The organism is Thalassovita mediterranea, assembly GCF_001458435.1.
GTDB classification, from domain to species: Bacteria; Pseudomonadota; Alphaproteobacteria; order Rhodobacterales; family Rhodobacteraceae; genus Thalassobius; species Thalassobius mediterraneus.
Map to the genome: position 1 here is coordinate 110,315 of NZ_CYSF01000006.1, position 18,441 is coordinate 128,755.

Genomic DNA, 18,441 nt, shown 5'->3' on the forward strand with positions numbered 1-18,441 from the left:
GCTCTTTCCTTGCGCGCACGCCAGCCCTATAAGCACCCCGTTATCAGAGGGAGGCCCAGATGCGGACCGCAACCATCACACGCCAGACGGCAGAAACCGAAATCACGGTTGAGATCAACCTTGACGGCACCGGCCAGTATGACAACCAGACTGGTGTGGGCTTCTTTGATCACATGCTGGACCAGCTGTCGCGCCACTCGCTAATCGACATGACCGTGCGCGCCAAGGGGGATTACCACATCGACGACCATCACACGGTCGAGGATACAGGCATCGCCATCGGTCAGGCGCTGACCGCCGCGCTAGGCGACAAAAAAGGCATCAACCGCTACGCTGATTGCCATCTGGCAATGGACGATGCACAGGTGCGCTGCGCGCTGGATCTGTCAGCGCGCCCCTACCTGATCTGGAACGTCGCGTTCGAGGCGCAGAAAATCGGCAATTTCGACACCGAACTGGTGCGCGAATTCTTTCAGGCGCTCAGCACACACGGGGGCATCACCCTGCATGTGGATCAGATCCACGGCTTCAACGCGCACCACGTTGCCGAGGCCACGTTCAAATCCGTCGCCCGCGCCCTGCGCACCGCGGTGGAAACCGACCCACGCAAGGCAGATGCGATCCCCTCGACCAAAGGCGCGCTCTGATCTGTTTTTGAGTATTTGGGGAACGTTGAAAGACAGGGCCGCATGCCCCTCCCCGATACCGTCCAAGTCCGCCAGCCCCTGACACCAAGTCTGGCATACCCAAAGAAGGCCTATTCCATGCTGACAGCGATTGTAGATTACGAAAGCGGCAACCTGCATTCCGCAGAGAAAGCTTTTCAGCGCATGGCGTCGGAAACTGGCGCGGGTGAGGTGACCGTCACCTCGGACCCCGACGTCATTCGCTCCGCCGATCGCATCCTGCTGCCCGGCGACGGCGCCTTCCCCGCCTGCCGTCAGGCGCTGTTTGACCATCGCGGCGTATTTGAAGCGATGGAAGAGGTGGTGATCAAGGGTGGCAAACCCTTCCTTGGGATTTGTATCGGCATGCAGATGCTGGCCACCCGTGGTCTGGAGTATCAGGAAACCGCAGGTTTTGACTGGATCGGCGGCGACGTGGATAAAATCACCCCCGCAGACCCCAGCCTGAAGGTGCCGCATATGGGTTGGAACGATCTGGTGATCGATACGCCCCATCCGGTCTTTGACGGTATCAAAACCGGCGATCATGCCTATTTCGTCCACAGCTACCACATGAAGGTCGCAGATCCCGCGCATCTGCTGGCGCACGTGGATTACGCAGGCCCAATCACCGCCATCGTTGGCCGTGACAATATGCTGGGCATGCAGTTCCATCCTGAGAAAAGCCAGAAGACCGGCCTGCGCTTGATCGCAAACTTCCTCAACTGGAAGCCCTGATTTGCGAAGCGTTCAGCCGATACTAAAAAAACGCAGCATCCGGCATAGGGTGCTGCGTTTTCTGTTTTCTTAAAGGCGCCAAGCTTACTGCACGCGGCTCCAGGTTTGTTTGCGGCAAATCGGTCCAATACAGCCCGACACCTTCAGGCTATTCCCGCTGAGCGCCATTTTGGATTTGTAGACCTTATCCTTGGACGGCTGCCAGATTTTGCCGTTCTTATAAGAACCGCCGCCCTGCGCCTGCATGTCCCAGACCAGCTGTTTACCGATATTGTCAGACTTCCACTCGCCCTCGGCGTTGAAGGTGCGGCTGATCACGCCACAGATCGCATCGCCGCATTTGGACATGGTGATATGCGCATAATTGCCGTCATCTACCTGTGTTTTCCAAACGCCCAGAACCGGATCCGCCAGCGCCATTGTCGATCCCGCCAGCGTTACCACAGCGGCCAAAACCAGTTTTTTCATCGTGTTCCTCCCTATTTTGCGTCAGTCTGACCCCGCACTGCGGTTTCGATCAAGGCTGACATAGGGTCAAAGCCACTGCGCACATTGCATTTGAAGACGCCAGAGGGCACAAGGCGTGGGAAATTTCTGAAAGGGACCGCAGATGATCCTCTACCCCGCGATCGACCTCAAGGATGGCAATGCCGTGCGCCTGTACAAAGGCGAAATGGATCAGGCCACTGTGTTCAACGACAATCCAGCCGCTCAGGCGCTGGAGTTTGTCGAGGCTGGCTGTGAATGGCTGCATCTGGTGGACCTGAATGGCGCCTTTGCCGGTGAGCCGGTCAATGCCGCACCAGTGGAAGAGATCTTGAAACAATGCAAAGTGCCCGCACAGCTGGGCGGCGGCATCCGCGACATGGCCACCATCGAACGCTGGCTGGATAAAGGGCTGGCGCGGGTGATCCTTGGCACCGTAGCGGTAGAAAATCCCGATCTAGTGCGCGAAGCCGCCAAAGCGTTTCCGGGCAAGGTCGCCGTGGGCATTGATGCGCGCAACGGCCGTGTCGCCACCAAAGGCTGGGCGGAAGAAACCGATGTGATGGTCACTGATCTGGCAAAATCCTTTGAGGATGCAGGCGTAGCCGCGATCATCTACACCGACATCAACCGCGACGGTGCGATGCAGGGCCCGAATGTCGAAGCCACTGCCGATCTGGCCAACGCCGTGTCCATTCCGGTGATCGCCTCGGGCGGTGTCAGCTCGCTTGACGATCTGCGCAACCTCAAGTCCTGCGGTGCACCGCTGAACGGCGCGATCTCTGGCCGCGCCCTTTACGATGGCGCCATTGATCTGGGTGAGGCGCTGAGCGTGCTGAAGGGCTAAGCCCCACAAACCCGTTAGATCCCATCAAAACCGGCGCCCTATCGCGCCGGTTTTTTGTTTACACTGCACCGACCTTTCGCACCTGCGGCATTGCGCCCAATGGGTTTGGCTGTGGCGGCATGATTAATGGGGGCGTCTTTTCGTCATCACGGGAATCGGCCCATGTCTGCGACCACCTCTGCGACCTCGATCATGCAAACCCAATTGCCTGCGCAATCTGCCCTGTGGCAGCACCACAAGGCGGGCGATTTCATGGATTGTTACAGCTGCCCCTCAGACATGACACCCCAAGACGCCGCCAAACAGGCACTGTCTCTCCCCAGCTGGGCACAGTCGCTGCTGAAACTGCGCAATATTTTGGTGAAGCCGCTCGGTTTGAAGACCGATAGCGAGAGTGCGGGCGACGCCCTGTTTCCGGTCACCCATGAAAGCGGTGATGAGGTCGTTCTGGGCACTGATGACAAACACCTTGATTTCCGCATCACCATCCTGCGTGATCAGGGGCGGCTCTACCTGTCGACATGGGTGCATCCCCACAATCTGCTAGGTCAGGCCTATCTGCATCTGGTGATGCCGTTTCACGTGCTGATTGTGCGCAATTCAATGCGTCGACTGGCGGGACAGTCCGCCTAAACCCGCAGCACCGGACAGGTTTTCCCCGATTGCATCCATCGCCCCTGCCCCTTAAGGATTGGGGCAATGACGCATATGCGCGAAAGAGGATGCTGAGATGCTGAAAACCCGCATTATCCCCTGTCTGGACGTGGCCGATGGCCGTGTGGTGAAGGGCGTGAACTTCGTCGGTCTGCGCGATGCAGGCGACCCGGTGGAATCCGCCAAAGCCTACGACGCCGCCGGCGCGGATGAGATTTGCTTCCTTGATATTCACGCGACCCATGAAAACCGTGGCACCATGTATGACATGGTCCAGCGCACCGCTGAACAGTGCTATGTGCCGCTGACCGTTGGTGGTGGCGTGCGCACGGTGCAGGATGTGCGCAACCTGTTGTTGGCGGGCGCGGACAAGGTCAGCTTCAACTCTGCCGCCGTGGCAAACCCCGATGTGGTGGCCGAGGCCGCAGATCAGTTCGGCAGCCAGTGCATTGTGGTGGCGATTGACGCCAAAACCATCGGCTATGACGCCGACGGCACCCCGAACAAATGGGGCATCTTCACCCATGGTGGCCGCAAAGAGGCGCTGGATGCAGACGGCAACCCCATTGATGCGGTGGAATTCGCCAAGCTGGTCGAGGCCAAGGGCGCGGGGGAGATCCTGCTGACCTCGATGGATCGCGACGGCACCAAAGCGGGGTTCAACCTGCCGCTGACCCGTGCGATTTCCGATGCGGTGGACATTCCGGTGATCGCCTCTGGCGGGGTGGGCAATCTAGACCATCTGGTTGAGGGCGTGACCAAAGGCGGCGCAAGCGCGGTGCTGGCGGCGTCCATCTTCCACTTCGGCGATTACACCATCCGCGAGGCCAAGGAACACATGGCTGCAGCTGGCATCGAGATGAGGATTGAAGCATGACCCTCGACGACCTAGCCGCCGTAATCGCAGAGCGCGCCAAAGCCGACCCGGACAGCAGTTGGACCGCGAAACTCCTCGCCAAGGGCCCAGAAAAATGTGCCGAAAAGTTCGGTGAAGAGGCGGTAGAGGCCATCATCGAGGCGGTGAAGGACGATAAGGCTGGCCTGACATCTGAGGCGGCGGATGTGCTGTTTCACCTGCTGGTCATGCTGCAATCGCGCGGCGTGGCGCTGTCTGATGTGATGGCAGAGCTGGCGCGCCGTCAGGGCCAATCCGGCATTGCCGAAAAAGCATCGCGGCCCAAGTGACCTAAACAGCCACCTAACAGGCCTCCCTAGCTGCCCCTACCGCGCCAGCATCAAACGCGGGTGTTCGATCTTGGGGCAGCGGTTCATCACCACATCCACGCCACGGGCGCGCGCAAGTGCCGCGGCTTCGGCATTTTCCACGCCGATTTGCATCCAGACCGTTTGCAGATCCGGCAAACGCTCCAACGCATCTTCTACGATCGGCAAAACGTGTTCGGACCGGCGGAAAATGTCGATCATATCCACCGGCCCTTCGATATCGGCCAGTGATGCGACCACCTCTTGGCCAAACAACACCTTGCCCGCCTGCCCCGGGTTCACCGGGATCACGTCATAGCCCTGTTCGCTTAGATAACGGGCAACATAGTGACTGGGCCGTGCTGGATTGGCCGATACCCCAATGACCGCAACCCGTTTGGTGCGTTGCAGAATCGTTTTCAAAAAATCGTCGCTATAGTCTTCGCTCATGTCAGCAGTCCTAGGTGCAGGACAGATGTGCCTGCAAGAAAAAAGCGCCCAAACCAAGTTGGGCGCCAGTATGGAACGAGGGACAGTAGTTTGAGGCGGGGGGTTCCAGACCGCGCCTCCGTACATAACAGATAGGCGCTACTGAGAAATTTCAAATCCCTGCTCAAGACTATGTGAACACAACGTCAGTCGAAGATGTCCTCGACCACATCAATCACCTCTTTAAACAGACGTACGCCCCAAGGTTTCCGCTTCTTGGTTTTACGGCTGGGGTGAGGTTGGTATTTCGCCGGCCGTGCCTGTGCATAAGGATCGGCGTAAACCACCTTGTCTTTCTTGGGCTTTTTACCCTTTTTGTCCTTCTTACGCCCTTTGATCTGACCGCCCTCTACGGGCAGGCTTTTCATATGCTGCAAGGGCGCGCCGCAAGAAGCGCAGCTGAGAGAAATCGACAACTCCTCGATCAGCAGTTCGGAACGCAGGCCGCAATAGCAGCAAGTGGCGATTTTACGTGAATGACCCATGTGGGCAGATTTATGTCCTCTGCCCACAAACACAAGGTCTTAGCGTCGCTGAAATCAGGGTTTCGCCGCATAAAGCGCCACAGCCGCGGCGTTTGACACGTTCAGCGATCCGAAACCACGGGCAAAGTCGATCTTCACCAGCTTGTCGCAGGTTTCTTTGGTCTTCTGACGCAGACCGGGACCTTCGGCGCCCATGACCAGCGCGATGGGACGATCGCGGTTGCCCTCAACTGCCTGATCAATGGTTTCCTCGGCTTCGCCGTCCAGACCCAGAATCAGGTAGCCCATGTTGCGCAGCTCTTCCATGCCGTCGGCCAGATTGCGGATACGCAGATAGGGCTGACGTTCCAGCGCCCCGCTGGCAGTTTTCGCCAATGCCCCGGTTTCGGGCGCAGAATGGTGACGGGTGCCCACAACGGCACAGGCGCCAAACACCTCGGCGGAACGCAGAATCGCGCCGACGTTATGGGGATCAGTCACACGGTCCAGCATCACCACACGCGGCACCAGATCCGGTTCACCGGCGCAGACATGGTCCAGCTTGCCCCAATCCAGCGGTTTCACCTCCAACGCGGCACCCTGGTGCACGGATTGCGGATCAAGGGGGGCGTTGAATTTGCGTGGATCGACCACCTCTGGGGTGATTCCAGATTCGGCAATCGCATCCGCCAGTTTATCGCTGGCGTTTTTTGTCACCATCAGCCGCAATTTCTGCCGCGCCGGGTTTTGCAGCGCATCACGCACCGCATGCAGACCAAACAGCCAGACCGTTTCTGCCGCTGTTGCTTTCTTGGCCTGTTCTTTGGCGACCACCCATTTTGGCTTTTTCATGCCCCAAAACCTTTCCGTATTGGTTGCCGCGCTTAATGCGATGCAGAAGTGTCGGCTGCAAGATATTTTCTGGTTGACGCCCCCTTCGGACCACCGTAAACACCCCCTCACCGGACGGCAGCGCCGCACGGTAAGTGGGCGACAGGCCGCAAGGTGTGGCAGGGGACTGTAACTCCCTCGCGGAGACGCACGCTTGGTTCGATTCCAAGGTCGCCCACCATCTTCTCTCTTTGAATGATGGTAAGATCACAGCGCAAGGCGCTGTTTTCTTTGCGTTTTATCTTACCTGCATTGTTTGGACTTATTTCGCTTTTGACACGCTGGCGCATTGCCTAGCGGGCGAAAAACATAGCCCTTTGCAAACCACCACCCCACCAAGCAAAACCTGAACGGCAGACTGCGCTGGCCCAAACAGATGTGCTGCGCCGGCGAACTGATTGGTCGCGAATCTCTGCCATGTGATTTCGGCACACACGACAAAGAATCGGCGCACGAATCGAATCGTGCGCCGTCGTTCAAAGCTGGCACAAAAAGCAGATTCGCGTTACGCGGCCTGACGCCCAATGTCGTCAGATGTCAGCTCGGCCAGCGCTTCTTCATCGACCTGCGCAGCCACGGGCGTGGCGTCTACTTTCTGATCCGTTTCATGTGCCGGGGTCGTGGCCCCCTGCCCGTCAGCGGGCGCATCCTCTTCGGTACGGAAGAATGCAGTCGTGGCAAACAGATGTTCGGTTTGGTTTGTGAACTCTGCCGCAGCAACAGCCAGTTGTTCAGCTGCGGATTTATTTTCGTGGGTCACATGATCCAGCCGGTGTACCGCGTCGTTGATCTGGTTTGATCCGATGGTCAACTGGCGGGTGTTTGCGGAAATTTCGGTGATCAACTGCGATGTCTGTTCGATATCAGGCACCAACTGCTCCAATCGTTTACCCGCATCAAAGGCGGCACCGACTGTGTCCGCGGACAACGCGCTGATTTCAGCCGCAGCCTGCTGTGAACTTTCGGCGAGCTTGCGCACCTCTGCAGCAACCACGGCAAACCCCCGCCCGTTTTCACCAGCACGCGCAGCTTCCACCGCAGCGTTCAGCGCCAACAAATCTGTTTGACGGGCGATTTCCTGCAAAATGCCAATACGCTCTCCGATGGTTCTCACCGCTGTTGCTGTTTCAATCACGGCCTTGCTGGAATCGCGCGCATCTTCGGCTGCTTTGCGAGCGATCTGTTCGGTCTTATCCGCGCTGTCTGCATTTGCTTCGATGTTTGCCATCATCTCTTCGACAGCGGCAGACACCTCTTCGCTCGAAGCGGCCTGAATGCTGGCGCCGTTCGACAAGAGATCTGATGTCGTTGCCACCTCCGTCGAACCAGCCTTTAGATTCGCCGCTGCAGAACCGACGCTGCCGATGGTTTCGCGTAACTTCACCACCATATCATATTGGGCGCCCTGTAGCGCCGTGACTTCGCATTTGTCCTTCACCTTGACACACTGACTCAGATCACCGGACGCAATCCGATGCGTCAGATTGACCGCGTTTTTCATACGTAGGGACACGCTACGAGAAATGTAGATTGTGAAGGCCAACGAAATCACCAATGCAACGATTGAGGTCGCGATCAGTTTTTCGCTCGTCGCCTCATACTGCGCCTCGGATGCAACCAGAGAGGCCGACAGACTGGCCGCATAAAGCCCCTGCAGCTTGGTCGCCAGCCCCGCCGCTTCGTCAACGCTGGCTTTGACCTGCCCGTGATACATTGCGTTGGCCGCCGCGGGATCGCTTTCATGCGCCTTCACTGCCTCTTGGCTGTGGGCGGAAAACTGGGCAATCTTTTCTTCCAACTGCACCAGAATTTCAGCCTCGCTTGGCGTGGCAATCCCCTTCAGCTCTCCGGTGACGTAAGACACAAGAAAGGCTTGTTTTTCCAAATCATCTTTCAAGGCGGCGATGCGCTTGGCATCTTCATCCGCCGCGCCCGACCACTCGATCAGAATATCGGCCAGGTTCAGTCGCATCTGCTGCGTCGTGATCACCAGATCCTTGGTGAACAGATATTTGGACGAGTCGCTTTTGCCGATCTGCTGCGTCGTTTCATTGGACGTAAGCAGCGCAGTATTCGCGATGAACAGGCTGCCGCACAGGATTGCCAGCATGGTGGCAAAGGCGAGGTAGAGTTTGGTGACAAGCGTAATTAGCATTTAAGCCTCGGCTTTCTCGATAAAACTCGTGGGTACACACGCGCGAAATGGGATGATCGGGCTGCGGATAGCAGGGGCCCCCGTATGCGGGATACCGAGGCTTTGACGCTGCTGGCCGTCAACTCGACGCAGATGTCTTAAGGTAAACTACGGTATATTCCGTGATCCCTTTAGCAGGGCGGCCATTTTTCAACGCTACGGAGCCCAAGTTTCGCGACCATCGCCGCGCTGGCCGAGGTTGGAAAAAGTGTGAATCCACCCTGTCTTGGCGCGCGACCTGTGCCTATAGTGGCAAAAAACACGATCGGTATTGATTGAGGCAGTAAGAGATATGGCGAAATCCACAGCGCGCGCAGCGGTCGCGGACGACAGGTACAATCTGGTAATCGTCGCGCACGCCGGACGTCTACAATACGAAGCCGTTCTGTTCGCCGCCTCTTTCCATCACACCAATCCTGATTTTGCCGGTCGTTTCTTTGTCGCGGTCCCCGAAAACGGTCCGAAATGGCCACAGGATCCAATGATCGACGACCCGCGCATTATTGACCTGCTGGAAGGGTTCGGTGCGGAAATAGTCAGATTTCCTTCGGTGCATTTTGGGGCGGAATATCCTTACGGCAACAAGATCGAAGCGTTGATGGCCCTGCCCGAAGGCGAACCATTTGTGTTTTTCGACACTGATACGCTGATCACCGCTGATCTAAACCAAGTTCCGTTTGATTTCGACCACCCCGGCGCATCCGAGCGTGTCGAAGGCACATGGCCTGTGATCGAACTATATGGTCCAGGGTACACCGAAATCTGGCAATCGCTGTATGATCGGTTCGATTTAGATTTTGACAGTTCGCTGGATCTGGACCAGCCCGATGAATACTGGCGCCGTTACCTTTATTTCAACGCCGGTTACTTCTTTGGGCGTTGTCCGCATGAGTTTGGCACTCTCTACGCAGAATTTGCGACTTCGATCCGCAATGATCCCCCTGCACCCTTGGTCTGCCAAGCGCTGAACCCGTGGCTGGATCAAATCGTTCTGCCTTTGGTAATCCATGCCCTTGGCGGGGGACGCGGCGCGCTGCCAGAGGGGTTGTTGGATGGGACGGTCAGCTGCCACTACCGCTATATGGCGCTGCTCTATGCGCGTGAAAGCGACGAAGTCATTGATTTCGTGACTGAGATCGCTAGCCCCAATCAGGTCAAGCGGGTTCTGAAAGAGTATGACCCGATGAAACGGTTCATTTTCCAGAACAAGGGTAACAAGGCCCGTGGACTGTTCGATCAGAACAACCTGCCGACCAAAGAGATCAAGATCCGCAAGCGCCTGAAAAATCACAATCTGTGGGTTCGCTGATCCCCAATTGTCTGCAGACCGCCCTAAGGGGCAGTTGGTAATTTATGATGCCATGCAGCGCGAACCGCGGCGACTAGAATTTTGATCCTGAATTCCTTAGGAAAATAGATCATTTTCCGTATTTGCGGCGAATTGCCTCCGTTTTTATTGTCTGTTGTTCTTCCTTGGCCTATCCCAAGGGCAAAGTTGACGATTGTCCCAGGAGGAACCTCATGACCGACGCCCCCAACTACGGCTTCGACACGCTGCAAATTCACGCAGGCGCGCATCCCGATCCTGCCACTGGCGCCCGCCAGACGCCGATCTATCAAACCACCGCCTATGTTTTCCGCGATGCGGATCACGCGGCCAAATTGTTCAACCTGCAAGAGGTTGGCTATATCTATTCCCGCCTGACCAACCCCACCGTGGCCGTTCTGCAGGAACGCATTGCCACCCTTGAGGGCGGTGTTGGCGCGGTTTGCTGCTCTTCCGGTCACGCGGCGCAGATCATGGCGTTGTTCCCGCTGATGCAGCCCGGCAACAACGTGGTTGTATCCACCCGCCTCTACGGTGGGTCGATCACCCAGTTCAGCCAGACCATCAAGCGTTTCGGCTGGTCGGCGAAATTCGTCGATTTCGAAGATCAGGCCGCTGTTGAGGCCGCCGTGGATGAAGACACCCGCGCCATCTTCTGTGAATCGGTTGCCAACCCCGGCGGTTACGTCACCGACCTGCCCGGGATCGCTGCCATTGCTGACAAGGTTGGCCTGCCGCTGATCGTTGATAACACCTCGGCCACGCCGTACCTGTGTAACCCGATTGCCCACGGCGCCACGCTGGTTGTGCATTCGATGACCAAATACCTGACTGGCAACGGCTCCGTCACCGGTGGTGTTGTTGTGGATTCGGGCAAGTTCGACTGGGGTGCCAGCGGCAAGTTCCCGTCGCTGTCCGAGCCAGAGCCCGCATACCACGGCCTGAAGTTCCAAGAGACCTTCGGCCCGCTGGCCTTCACCTTCCACGGCATCGCCATTGGTCTGCGCGATCTGGGCATGACGCTGAACCCGCAGGCGGCTCACTACACGCTGATGGGCATCGAAACCCTGTCGCTGCGCATGGAGCGTCACTGCGAAAACGCATTGAAGATCGCGGGCTGGCTGGAAAGCAACGAACATGTAGAGCGCGTGACCTACGCGGGCCTCGACAGTTCGCCCTACAAAGCGCGCGCAGAACAGATCTGCCCCAAAGGCACCGGTGGCCTGTTCACCGTGGCGCTGAAAGGTGGCTATGACGCCTGCGTCAAGTTCGTGGATAGCCTGGCGCTGTTCAGCCACGTGGCAAACCTGGGCGATGCGCGGTCGCTGGTGATTCACCCGGCATCGACCACCCACCGTCAGCTGACCGAGGAACAACAGATCGCCGCCGGTGCAGGCCCGAACATTGTGCGCATCTCGATTGGGATCGAAACCGCAGACGACCTGATCGCCGATCTGGAACAGGCGCTGAACGCTTCGGCATAATCATCAGCGTCTGAACTGAACAAAAGAAAGGCCGGACAGATGTCCGGCCTTTTTACATTTACACGCTGATAGCAGATAGGTTTGCTGATCATTTCAACTCGATCACCAGCGTTACGGTCTGGGTCAATTCGACCTCACCCGCCTCTACCGGCATATCCGACATCGCGGCCATCTCCATTCGCATCATCGGCACAGGCGCACCCTGTTGTGTGATCGTCGAAATCGACAGCACATCGCCCAGCTCAGCGCCTGCTGCCTCGGCATAAAGGGCGGCTTTTGCCAGCGCATCCTTGACCGCTGCCTGACGCGCAGCATCCTGCGCAGGGCGCGGATTGGCCAAGGCGAACCGCAAACCGCGGAAATGATTGGCCCCGTCAGCGACCACTGCGGTTAGAACCGCCCCGACCTGATCCAGATCGCGGATCCGCACATTCAGGGTGTTGGCTGCTTCATAGCCTTCGACCCGGCGTTGGTTGTTCGACCCGTAGCTTTCCAAAACATTCAACGACAGGTTGGAGGTTTGCAAATCAGCCCCCGAAATCCCCATCTCTTTCAGACGCGCCACAACATTCTGGGCGGCGGCGGCGGTCTGCGCCATCGCATCCGCCGGGGTTTTGGCGCGTTTTTGGACCCCAATCTGTACTGTCGCCAAATCGGGCTCAGCGGCGATAACACCCTGACCCTGAACTGTAATCTGGCGCATCACCTCAGCCGTTACTGGTGTCATCGTCAGTGTGAAAGCCAGCGCTGTCGCACAAAATTTTGGAAGAAATTTCATCTTTTTCTCCTGCATGAAATTGGCTTCACCCTGCGCCTTATTCTCAGCAACGACAAGAGCATGGGCCGGTCCAGCCGCTGCCTCGGCAATAAGCTGCCCTCATGGATAAAATCCGGCAAAAACACTCCCGTCGCAGGCCATGAGGTGTTAAAGCGGGTATATGAAGCCGAATTTTGCATTATCGCTTTCGTTTGAAGGCATTGACCTGTTGCATCGCGCCCCGGATGGCTGGCGCGCAGTTGGCCATGTGTCTTTCGAAGATCCCAACCTAAGCAGCGCAATTACAGAGCTGCGTGAACAGTCTCAGACGCTTGCGCCCGAGGGGGTCACCAGCAAACTGATCCTGCCGCAAAATCAGGTTAAATTTCTCACCCTACCCCTGGGTGGAACACGCCCTGCGGGATACCGCGCGCTGGCCGAAAACGCACTGGAGGGCGCAACGCCTTATCCCCTGCAGGATCTGGCGATTGACTGGCGTGCGGACGGCGCGACGCTGCATGTGGCTGCGGTTGCCAAAGAAACCTTGGCCGAGGCCGAAGGTTTCGCGCAGGAACACGACTTCAATCCGGTGAGTTTCACCGCAGAGCCAACCAGCGATTTCCCCGGTGAGCCGTTTTTTGGCGCCACCGAAACCGCGACCGCACTGTTGTCAGGCCCTGTTACACCCGACGATGACGCCACCGCGGTCATCGGTCCGGCAATTTTTCCAAGCACAACGCCGGAACCGATCAGCGCGCCTGAAATTGCCGTCATGGACGCCCCCGAAGAGGCGGGGCCGGTTGTGGCAACTCCCTCTGCCAACGCAGACACTGCGCAGACTGATTACTCACAACTGGCCCTCGACATTGAGGACGAGTTGAGCCCAGCGATCCCCCTGTCCGAAGAAGAGTTGGAACTCATCAAGGCCGCAGAGGATACGAAAGAGGTAAATGCCAAAGATGGAGGCGATACGCTGGCGCCTTCGATCGATCTTTTCACGCAACAAGCTGCAGCGGGCGACGACACGACTGAGGGTGATGCGCCCCTGCCGGACGCCGCGGATCTGTTGGCAAAGCCCGATCTGACTGTTGAAGCGGCATCGGACGATGTCGCGGCGCAAGACACGATAGACGAGAACGCCCCAGCAGACATCGCACCAGATCAGGCAGACACAGCAGAACAAACCGAACAGCCAACTGGCGGTTTTTCCTTTGCCAGCGTGCGCGCCCGCCCTCTTGCGGCAACGAATGACGAAACACCCGGCGATGCGGCGCCAAAACTGGATGGCGCGCAACGCGGTGCCACCTTTGAAGGTGTGCGCAAGCTGACCTTGCGCCCCGACCGCGACGCAACTACCGGCTCTGCAACGACCCTACCCCCTGCCGCACCACCGACCGCCCCCGCGACCGGTGCGGAGGCCGCGAACGCCACTGCGCTGTTGAAAGTGGCAGACAGTCTTGGCCCGACAGACGAAGGCGCGTCGGACCAAACCGAACAATCCAAACCTGACACAGCTGAAAAGAGCGCGACAGAACAACCGCCTTCGATGGCGGTGTTTGGCACCCGCAGCGAAACGACCAAGGTTGGCGGCAAACCGCGTTACCTGGGCTTGATCCTGACCGCCGCGTTGCTGGTTGGCTTTGTCATTGCCTATGGCTGGGCGTCGTTGGGGGAACGTGGCACCGAGGGATCCTTCACCGACCTGGCGTCGCAACAGGCCGAGGCGCCCGCATCGGCTGAGGTCGCAACCAGCGCCATTCCTGCCCCCACCGAAGAGCGTCCCTTGCCCGCCGTCGAAGGTGCCACCCTACAAGCCGCCCCCGACACGGATGAGGTCGCCGACCTGCCACCAGAACTACAGTACGAACCAGAGGCCCCAGCTGAAGCAGAGACCGTCGAAGCCATCGACGGCGTCGCAGAAGACGACACCGCCGATCTGGCAGAGATCACCGATACCGCCGAACCTGCGCCAGAAGTGGTCGAGATCAGCACCGCTGAACGCTATGCGTCAAGTGGGATTTGGGATGCAGCGCCTACGCGCCCAAATACGCCTGATGCTGCCTCGCTTGAAGATCTGTATATCGCGTCGATTGACCCGGATGTGCCGGCATTTGATGCGGTTGCACTGCCGGATGCTGGCCGCGTGCGTTCAGACATCACACCACCTACCCAATCACTGCCCGCAGCGGCTGGCACGACATTCTCGTTTGATCAACGTGGTCTGGTCACGGCCACCCGCGAAGGTGCCCTCACCCCGGACGGTATCCTGATCTATCTGGGCAAACCGCCCGTCCGTCCTGCCAACTTGCCTGAACGCGCGCCCGCGGCTGACGCAACCGAAGCTGTCCCCGGAGAAATCAGCGCCGAAGAACTGGAGCGGCGGTCTAAGGTACGCCCACAGGCACGGCCTGAAAACCTGATCGAAACCAACGAGCGCAGCCAATTGGGCGGTCGTACCCGTAGCGAACTAGCAGGCCTGCGACCTAAACTGCGCCCCGAGGGGTTGGCCGAAGCGAATGAACAGAACCGCCTTGCCCTTTTGAACAGTGCTTCTGCCCCGCTCGTTGACCTAAGCGGCGAAACCCGTGATGCGATCAACGAAGCGGTGGCGCAGTCTGTCGTATCCACCTCGTTGAAACCCAAGGCACGCCCGCAAAACCTCGATACCTCTGTCTCGGGGTCTGTTCAGGTTGCCTCTGCCGTACGTTCACAGCCGCAACTGCCCTCTTCCGCTTCGGTTGCGCGTCAGGCGACTGTGAAAAACCAGCTGAACCTGCGCAAGGTCAGCCTGATCGGGATTTCTGGCAAGTCGGGCGCGCGAAATGCACTGGTGCGAATGAAAAACGGCCGCATAAAAAAGGTCAGCGTAGGTGATCGCCTTGACGGTGGGCGCGTAACAGCCATCAGTGACAGTGAGCTGCGCTATAAACGGTCGAGCCGCACGGTTGTGCTGAAAATGCCTCGCGGTTAACCGGCGCTTCGGCTGCCTTGGCATCCAAAACTGCACCGCGCAGCAGCATTCCACATCGTTTGTTCGTAAATCCGGCATAAACGCCCCCAGATGGTGCGTTTTTTGCTGAGCGACCTGTGCTATCGTCACATTTGCGAACATATGTGACACTCACAGGCGCGCCGTATCTTTCCGCAGCGCGTCAGGACACCCTTTTAACCGGACGCTGGCCGCACCTGATGCAAGATTTTCTCTTTTCCGCCTCTATCTACCTCATCGCTGCAGTGATTGCTGTGCCGCTGGCCGCGCGGCTCGGACTGGGATCCGTGCTGGGTTACCTCAGCGCTGGGATCATTATCGGGCCCGTTCTGGGACTTGTGGGGTCAGAAACTCAGGACCTCCAGACCTTTGCCGAATTTGGCGTGGTGATGATGCTGTTCATCATCGGTCTGGAACTGGACCCGCGCGCGCTATGGGCCATGCGACATCGTTTGATCGGCTTGGGCGGGTTGCAGATCACCCTGACGATGGCCGCCATGACTGCCCTGTCGATGGCGCTGGGGTTGGCGTGGCAGCCAGCACTGGCGGTTGGGATGATCTTTGCGCTGTCGTCTACAGCGATCGTGCTGCAAACCCTGTCTGAAAAGGGGTTGATGCAAACGGGCGGAGGGCGATCAGCATTTTCGGTGCTGCTAACGCAGGATATCGCCGTTATCCCGATGCTGGCATTGCTACCGCTGCTTGCGCTGTCACCCGGTGGGGATATCCCCGGTGCAGGCGGGGGAGGCCACGCAGGGGCGCCGGGCGGTGTTTCTTTGGTGGATGGTCTACCGGCCTGGGGCGTGACACTGGTGACGTTGGGCGCGGTTGCTTCGGTGGTGCTGGCAGGGATTTTCCTGACGCGCCCCGTGTTTGCATTTATCCACCACGCCCGCCTACGGGAGATGTATACCGCACTGGCATTGCTGATTGTCCTAGGAATTGCCGCGATCATGACGGCTGTAGGCCTGTCGCCTGCATTGGGAACCTTCCTTGCTGGGGTGGTTCTGGCCAACAGCGAGTTCCGTCATGAATTGGAAAGCGACATCGAACCATTCAAAGGTCTGTTGCTTGGGCTGTTCTTCATCACGGTCGGCGCAGGTATCGATTTCAACACCTTCTTTGATGCGCCACTTGATATTTTGGGCCTGACCCTGACCGTCCTGCTAATCAAGGGATCGATCCTCTATCTGCTGAGTCACCTGTTCAAAATTCGTGGTCGCGCGCGCTGGCTATTCACCCTATCGCTGGCCCAGGCCGGGGAATTCGGTTTTGTCCTGTTGTCCTTCTCGCGCCAACAAAACGTTTTGCCGAGCCCACTAGCAGACACACTGTCGTTGGTGGTCGCATTGTCGATGCTGGCGACGCCACTCCTCTTCATCATCTATGATCTTTTGTCGAAATCGATGAAAGAAGGCGAACACCACGAAGCGGATGAGATCAACGAGCAGGGTCCAGTCATTATCGCCGGAATTGGTCGATTTGGACAAATTGTTAACCGATTGGTACAATCAAGCGGCTTCAAAACGGTTGTTTTGGACAACAATATGGAAACCATCCAACTGATGCGCAACTTCGGTTTCAAGGGTTTCTTCGGTGACCCGACGCGTCCAGAACTTCTCCATGCTGCAGGTCTGAAAGAGGCCAGCGTGCTGGCTGTCACATTGGACGATCGCGCAGCGGCCACACGGCTGGTAACCTTTGCCCGCCGTGAACGCCCTGATCTGCACATCATCGCACGGGCCCGCGACCGCACCCACGTGTTCGAACTTTACCAAGCAGGCGCGAACGACATTGTACGTGAGACCTTTGACAGTGCTTTGCGTGCTGGACGCTATGCGTTGGAAAACATCGGTCTCAACGACTACGAAGCGGCAGAAGCCGAGCGCGTGTTTTACCAACACGACCGGATGGCAATCCGAGAACTGGCGCAACTTTGGCGCCCGGATGTTCGATCCGCCGAAAACGCGGCCTATATCAAGCGCGCGCTGGAGTTGGAAAAAGAGCTGGAGACAGCACTGCTCACACAACTGGAAGCGCAGCGCAGCGAAGATGGCGAAGCAGTCGACACCAGCCAAGACGACGGCAAAGCCTGACGCGAAAAACCAAAGGGGGGCCCACAAGCCCCCCTTTTCTATTCTGCAAACTGATAACAGGATCAGCTGTCGGAAACGCCTGCCTCGGCAAAGGTGGCCATGCCCGAATGGCAGGCAATCGCCCCCTGTAGAACACCAATTGCCAGCGCGGCACCGGATCCTTCACCCAGACGCAGCCCCAACGACAACAGCGGCTCTTTACCCAACAGCTCCAACAACTTGGGATGCGCACCTTCGGCACTGACGTGACCGGCCAGCGCGTGATCCAACGCCTTTGGGTTCACAGCCTGCAGGGTGGCAGCGGCAGCACAGCAAATAAAGCCGTCCAGCAACACTGGAATACGTTCGACACGCGCGCGCGCAATGGCACCCGCCATCGCTGCCAGTTCACGCCCACCCAGACGGCGCAGCATTTCCAGACCATCGCCTTGACCTGCATGATTGGCCAGACCTTCGGCAACAACACGGGTTTTATTGGCCAGCCCCGCATCATCGACACCAGTACCACGCCCCGTCCATTCATCCGCACCGCCCGAGAACAGCGCAGCACACAGCGCCGACGCAGGCGTCGTGTTGCCAATGCCCATTTCACCGGTCACCAGCAAATCTGCATTCTTGTTCACTGCATCCCATCCCGTTTGCAGCGCCTCCAGCAGTTCTTCCTCGCTCATGGCGGGGCCTTTGGTGAAATCGGCAGTCGGACGGTCCAACGACAGAGGGTGAACAGCCATCTGTGCGCCAAAGGTTTTGCACAGCTGGTTGATCGCGGCACCCCCGTGCTGGAAGTTCAGCACCATCTGTTCGGTGACTTCGGCCGGAAAGGCGGAAACCCCCTGCTCCATCACACCGTGATTGCCCGCAAAGATCAGAACCTGCGGGAATCGCAGACGCGGCTTGGAATCGCCCTGCCAACCCGCGAACCAGATCGCCACATCTTCCAGTCGCCCCAACGCACCAGGCGGTTTGGTCAGTTGACCATTGCGCGCCGCCGCCCCTGTTTGAGCGGTTTCGTCGGTTTCTGGCAAGGACGTCAAAATATCGCGAAATGCGTCAACAGATTGAAAAATATGACCCATAACTTCCCCAAGTCCTCTGCTAATATATGGTTCCCTGTTTACCTGAATGATAGGCTCCGGCAAGGCGCGGAATGAGACCCA

General features: G+C 58.1%; 17 protein-coding genes and 1 tRNA gene. 11 read left to right on the top strand and 7 right to left on the bottom strand.

Translation table 11 applies throughout. The annotated features are described in order from the left end of the window. The first annotated feature begins 59 nt into the window (after positions 1-59). A complete protein-coding gene (gene hisB, locus TM5383_RS04485; protein WP_058317847.1) occupies positions 60-647 on the top strand; it encodes an imidazoleglycerol-phosphate dehydratase HisB in 588 nt (195 codons plus the stop codon). A 117-nt stretch (positions 648-764) separates the two neighbouring features. Further along, positions 765-1,403: an imidazole glycerol phosphate synthase subunit HisH gene (gene hisH / locus TM5383_RS04490; RefSeq protein ID WP_058317848.1), complete on the top strand. Its 639-nt coding sequence runs from the start codon at positions 765-767 to the stop codon at positions 1,401-1,403. 84 nt (positions 1,404-1,487) lie between these two features. Here the strand turns inward: hisH and TM5383_RS04495 are convergent, their stop codons facing one another. Beyond that, complete coding sequence (locus TM5383_RS04495; protein WP_058317849.1) at positions 1,488-1,871, bottom strand: DUF2147 domain-containing protein; 384 nt, start codon at positions 1,869-1,871, stop codon at positions 1,488-1,490. Positions 1,872-2,013: 142 nt separating this feature from the next. On the opposite strand from TM5383_RS04495, the gene hisA reads away from it, so the two are divergent. The 4 genes from hisA (at position 2,014) to TM5383_RS04515 (ending at position 4,575) form a co-directional block, all read left to right on the top strand. Further along, positions 2,014-2,736: a 1-(5-phosphoribosyl)-5-[(5-phosphoribosylamino)methylideneamino]imidazole-4-carboxamide isomerase gene (hisA, locus tag TM5383_RS04500; protein WP_058317850.1), complete on the top strand. Its 723-nt coding sequence runs from the start codon at positions 2,014-2,016 to the stop codon at positions 2,734-2,736. A gap of 162 nt (positions 2,737-2,898) precedes the next feature. Beyond that, on the top strand, positions 2,899-3,369 hold the full coding sequence (locus TM5383_RS04505; protein WP_058317851.1) for a DUF2867 domain-containing protein: 471 nt from the start codon (positions 2,899-2,901) through the stop codon (positions 3,367-3,369). A gap of 97 nt (positions 3,370-3,466) precedes the next feature. Beyond that, positions 3,467-4,267, top strand: coding sequence for an imidazole glycerol phosphate synthase subunit HisF (hisF, locus tag TM5383_RS04510; RefSeq protein WP_058317852.1), 801 nt, complete (start codon positions 3,467-3,469; stop codon positions 4,265-4,267). Beyond that, entirely contained in the window at positions 4,264-4,575 is a 312-nt protein-coding gene (locus TM5383_RS04515; protein ID WP_058317853.1) for a phosphoribosyl-ATP diphosphatase, read from the top strand. Before hisF ends, TM5383_RS04515 begins: the two co-directional genes overlap by 4 nt. A gap of 36 nt (positions 4,576-4,611) precedes the next feature. Here the strand turns inward: TM5383_RS04515 and TM5383_RS04520 are convergent, their stop codons facing one another. The 3 genes from TM5383_RS04520 to rlmB all read right to left on the bottom strand — a co-directional run bounded on the left by TM5383_RS04520 (position 4,612) and on the right by rlmB (position 6,398). Next, on the bottom strand, positions 4,612-5,043 hold the full coding sequence (locus TM5383_RS04520) for a CoA-binding protein (protein ID WP_058317854.1): 432 nt from the start codon (positions 5,041-5,043) through the stop codon (positions 4,612-4,614). Positions 5,044-5,228: 185 nt separating this feature from the next. Continuing rightward, on the bottom strand, positions 5,229-5,567 hold the full coding sequence (locus TM5383_RS04525; protein ID WP_058317855.1) for a hypothetical protein: 339 nt from the start codon (positions 5,565-5,567) through the stop codon (positions 5,229-5,231). 54 nt (positions 5,568-5,621) lie between these two features. After that, positions 5,622-6,398 (bottom strand): 23S rRNA (guanosine(2251)-2'-O)-methyltransferase RlmB, encoded by a 777-nt coding sequence (rlmB, locus tag TM5383_RS04530; RefSeq protein ID WP_058317856.1) that lies wholly within the window; start codon positions 6,396-6,398, stop codon positions 5,622-5,624. Positions 6,399-6,534: 136 nt separating this feature from the next. Between rlmB and TM5383_RS16695 the strand changes: the two genes are divergently transcribed. After that, positions 6,535-6,618: transfer RNA gene (locus TM5383_RS16695), tRNA-Tyr, on the top strand. A 324-nt stretch (positions 6,619-6,942) separates the two neighbouring features. On the opposite strand, the gene TM5383_RS04535 is transcribed toward TM5383_RS16695, so the two are convergent. Continuing rightward, positions 6,943-8,592, bottom strand: coding sequence for a methyl-accepting chemotaxis protein (locus TM5383_RS04535; protein WP_058317857.1), 1,650 nt, complete (start codon positions 8,590-8,592; stop codon positions 6,943-6,945). 331 nt (positions 8,593-8,923) lie between these two features. On the opposite strand from TM5383_RS04535, the gene TM5383_RS04540 reads away from it, so the two are divergent. Both TM5383_RS04540 and TM5383_RS04545 read left to right on the top strand, forming a co-directional pair. Next, complete coding sequence (locus TM5383_RS04540) at positions 8,924-9,940, top strand: GT-B fold glycosyltransferase domain-containing protein (protein ID WP_058317858.1); 1,017 nt, start codon at positions 8,924-8,926, stop codon at positions 9,938-9,940. Between the two features lie 212 nt (positions 9,941-10,152). Beyond that, positions 10,153-11,442 carry an O-acetylhomoserine aminocarboxypropyltransferase/cysteine synthase family protein gene (locus TM5383_RS04545; RefSeq protein WP_058317859.1) on the top strand — a complete coding sequence of 430 codons (1,290 nt, stop codon included), beginning with the start codon at positions 10,153-10,155 and terminating at the stop codon, positions 11,440-11,442. Positions 11,443-11,530: 88 nt separating this feature from the next. On the opposite strand, the gene TM5383_RS04550 is transcribed toward TM5383_RS04545, so the two are convergent. Then, positions 11,531-12,220 (bottom strand): SIMPL domain-containing protein, encoded by a 690-nt coding sequence (locus tag TM5383_RS04550; RefSeq protein WP_058317860.1) that lies wholly within the window; start codon positions 12,218-12,220, stop codon positions 11,531-11,533. A 160-nt stretch (positions 12,221-12,380) separates the two neighbouring features. Here TM5383_RS04550 and TM5383_RS04555 point away from each other — a divergent pair, with 160 nt between their 5' ends. Together TM5383_RS04555 and TM5383_RS04560 are read left to right on the top strand one after the other, a co-directional pair. Further along, positions 12,381-15,170, top strand: a complete 2,790-nt coding sequence (locus TM5383_RS04555) for a hypothetical protein (RefSeq protein WP_058317861.1) — start codon at positions 12,381-12,383, stop codon at positions 15,168-15,170. 218 nt (positions 15,171-15,388) lie between these two features. Further along, a complete protein-coding gene (locus TM5383_RS04560) occupies positions 15,389-17,284 on the top strand; it encodes a monovalent cation:proton antiporter-2 (CPA2) family protein (RefSeq protein WP_058317862.1) in 1,896 nt (631 codons plus the stop codon). A gap of 62 nt (positions 17,285-17,346) precedes the next feature. On the opposite strand, the gene cobT is transcribed toward TM5383_RS04560, so the two are convergent. Beyond that, entirely contained in the window at positions 17,347-18,360 is a 1,014-nt protein-coding gene (cobT, locus tag TM5383_RS04565; protein WP_058317863.1) for a nicotinate-nucleotide--dimethylbenzimidazole phosphoribosyltransferase, read from the bottom strand. Positions 18,361-18,441 lie beyond the last annotated feature (81 nt).

Coding starts and splice junctions, on each gene's coding strand:
- TM5383_RS04535 (WP_058317857.1), bottom strand. CDS start 8,592: ATGCTAATTACGCTTGTCACCAAACTCTACCTCGCCTTTGCCACCATG.
- hisB (WP_058317847.1), top strand. CDS start 60: ATGCGGACCGCAACCATCACACGCCAGACGGCAGAAACCGAAATCACG.
- rlmB (WP_058317856.1), bottom strand. CDS start 6,398: ATGAAAAAGCCAAAATGGGTGGTCGCCAAAGAACAGGCCAAGAAAGCA.
- TM5383_RS04560 (WP_058317862.1), top strand. CDS start 15,389: ATGCAAGATTTTCTCTTTTCCGCCTCTATCTACCTCATCGCTGCAGTG.
- TM5383_RS04550 (WP_058317860.1), bottom strand. CDS start 12,220: ATGAAATTTCTTCCAAAATTTTGTGCGACAGCGCTGGCTTTCACACTG.
- TM5383_RS04495 (WP_058317849.1), bottom strand. CDS start 1,871: ATGAAAAAACTGGTTTTGGCCGCTGTGGTAACGCTGGCGGGATCGACA.
- TM5383_RS04540 (WP_058317858.1), top strand. CDS start 8,924: ATGGCGAAATCCACAGCGCGCGCAGCGGTCGCGGACGACAGGTACAAT.
- TM5383_RS04520 (WP_058317854.1), bottom strand. CDS start 5,043: ATGAGCGAAGACTATAGCGACGATTTTTTGAAAACGATTCTGCAACGC.
- hisF (WP_058317852.1), top strand. CDS start 3,467: ATGCTGAAAACCCGCATTATCCCCTGTCTGGACGTGGCCGATGGCCGT.
- TM5383_RS04555 (WP_058317861.1), top strand. CDS start 12,381: ATGAAGCCGAATTTTGCATTATCGCTTTCGTTTGAAGGCATTGACCTG.
- cobT (WP_058317863.1), bottom strand. CDS start 18,360: ATGGGTCATATTTTTCAATCTGTTGACGCATTTCGCGATATTTTGACG.
- hisH (WP_058317848.1), top strand. CDS start 765: ATGCTGACAGCGATTGTAGATTACGAAAGCGGCAACCTGCATTCCGCA.
- hisA (WP_058317850.1), top strand. CDS start 2,014: ATGATCCTCTACCCCGCGATCGACCTCAAGGATGGCAATGCCGTGCGC.
- TM5383_RS04505 (WP_058317851.1), top strand. CDS start 2,899: ATGTCTGCGACCACCTCTGCGACCTCGATCATGCAAACCCAATTGCCT.
- TM5383_RS04515 (WP_058317853.1), top strand. CDS start 4,264: ATGACCCTCGACGACCTAGCCGCCGTAATCGCAGAGCGCGCCAAAGCC.
- TM5383_RS04525 (WP_058317855.1), bottom strand. CDS start 5,567: ATGGGTCATTCACGTAAAATCGCCACTTGCTGCTATTGCGGCCTGCGT.
- TM5383_RS04545 (WP_058317859.1), top strand. CDS start 10,153: ATGACCGACGCCCCCAACTACGGCTTCGACACGCTGCAAATTCACGCA.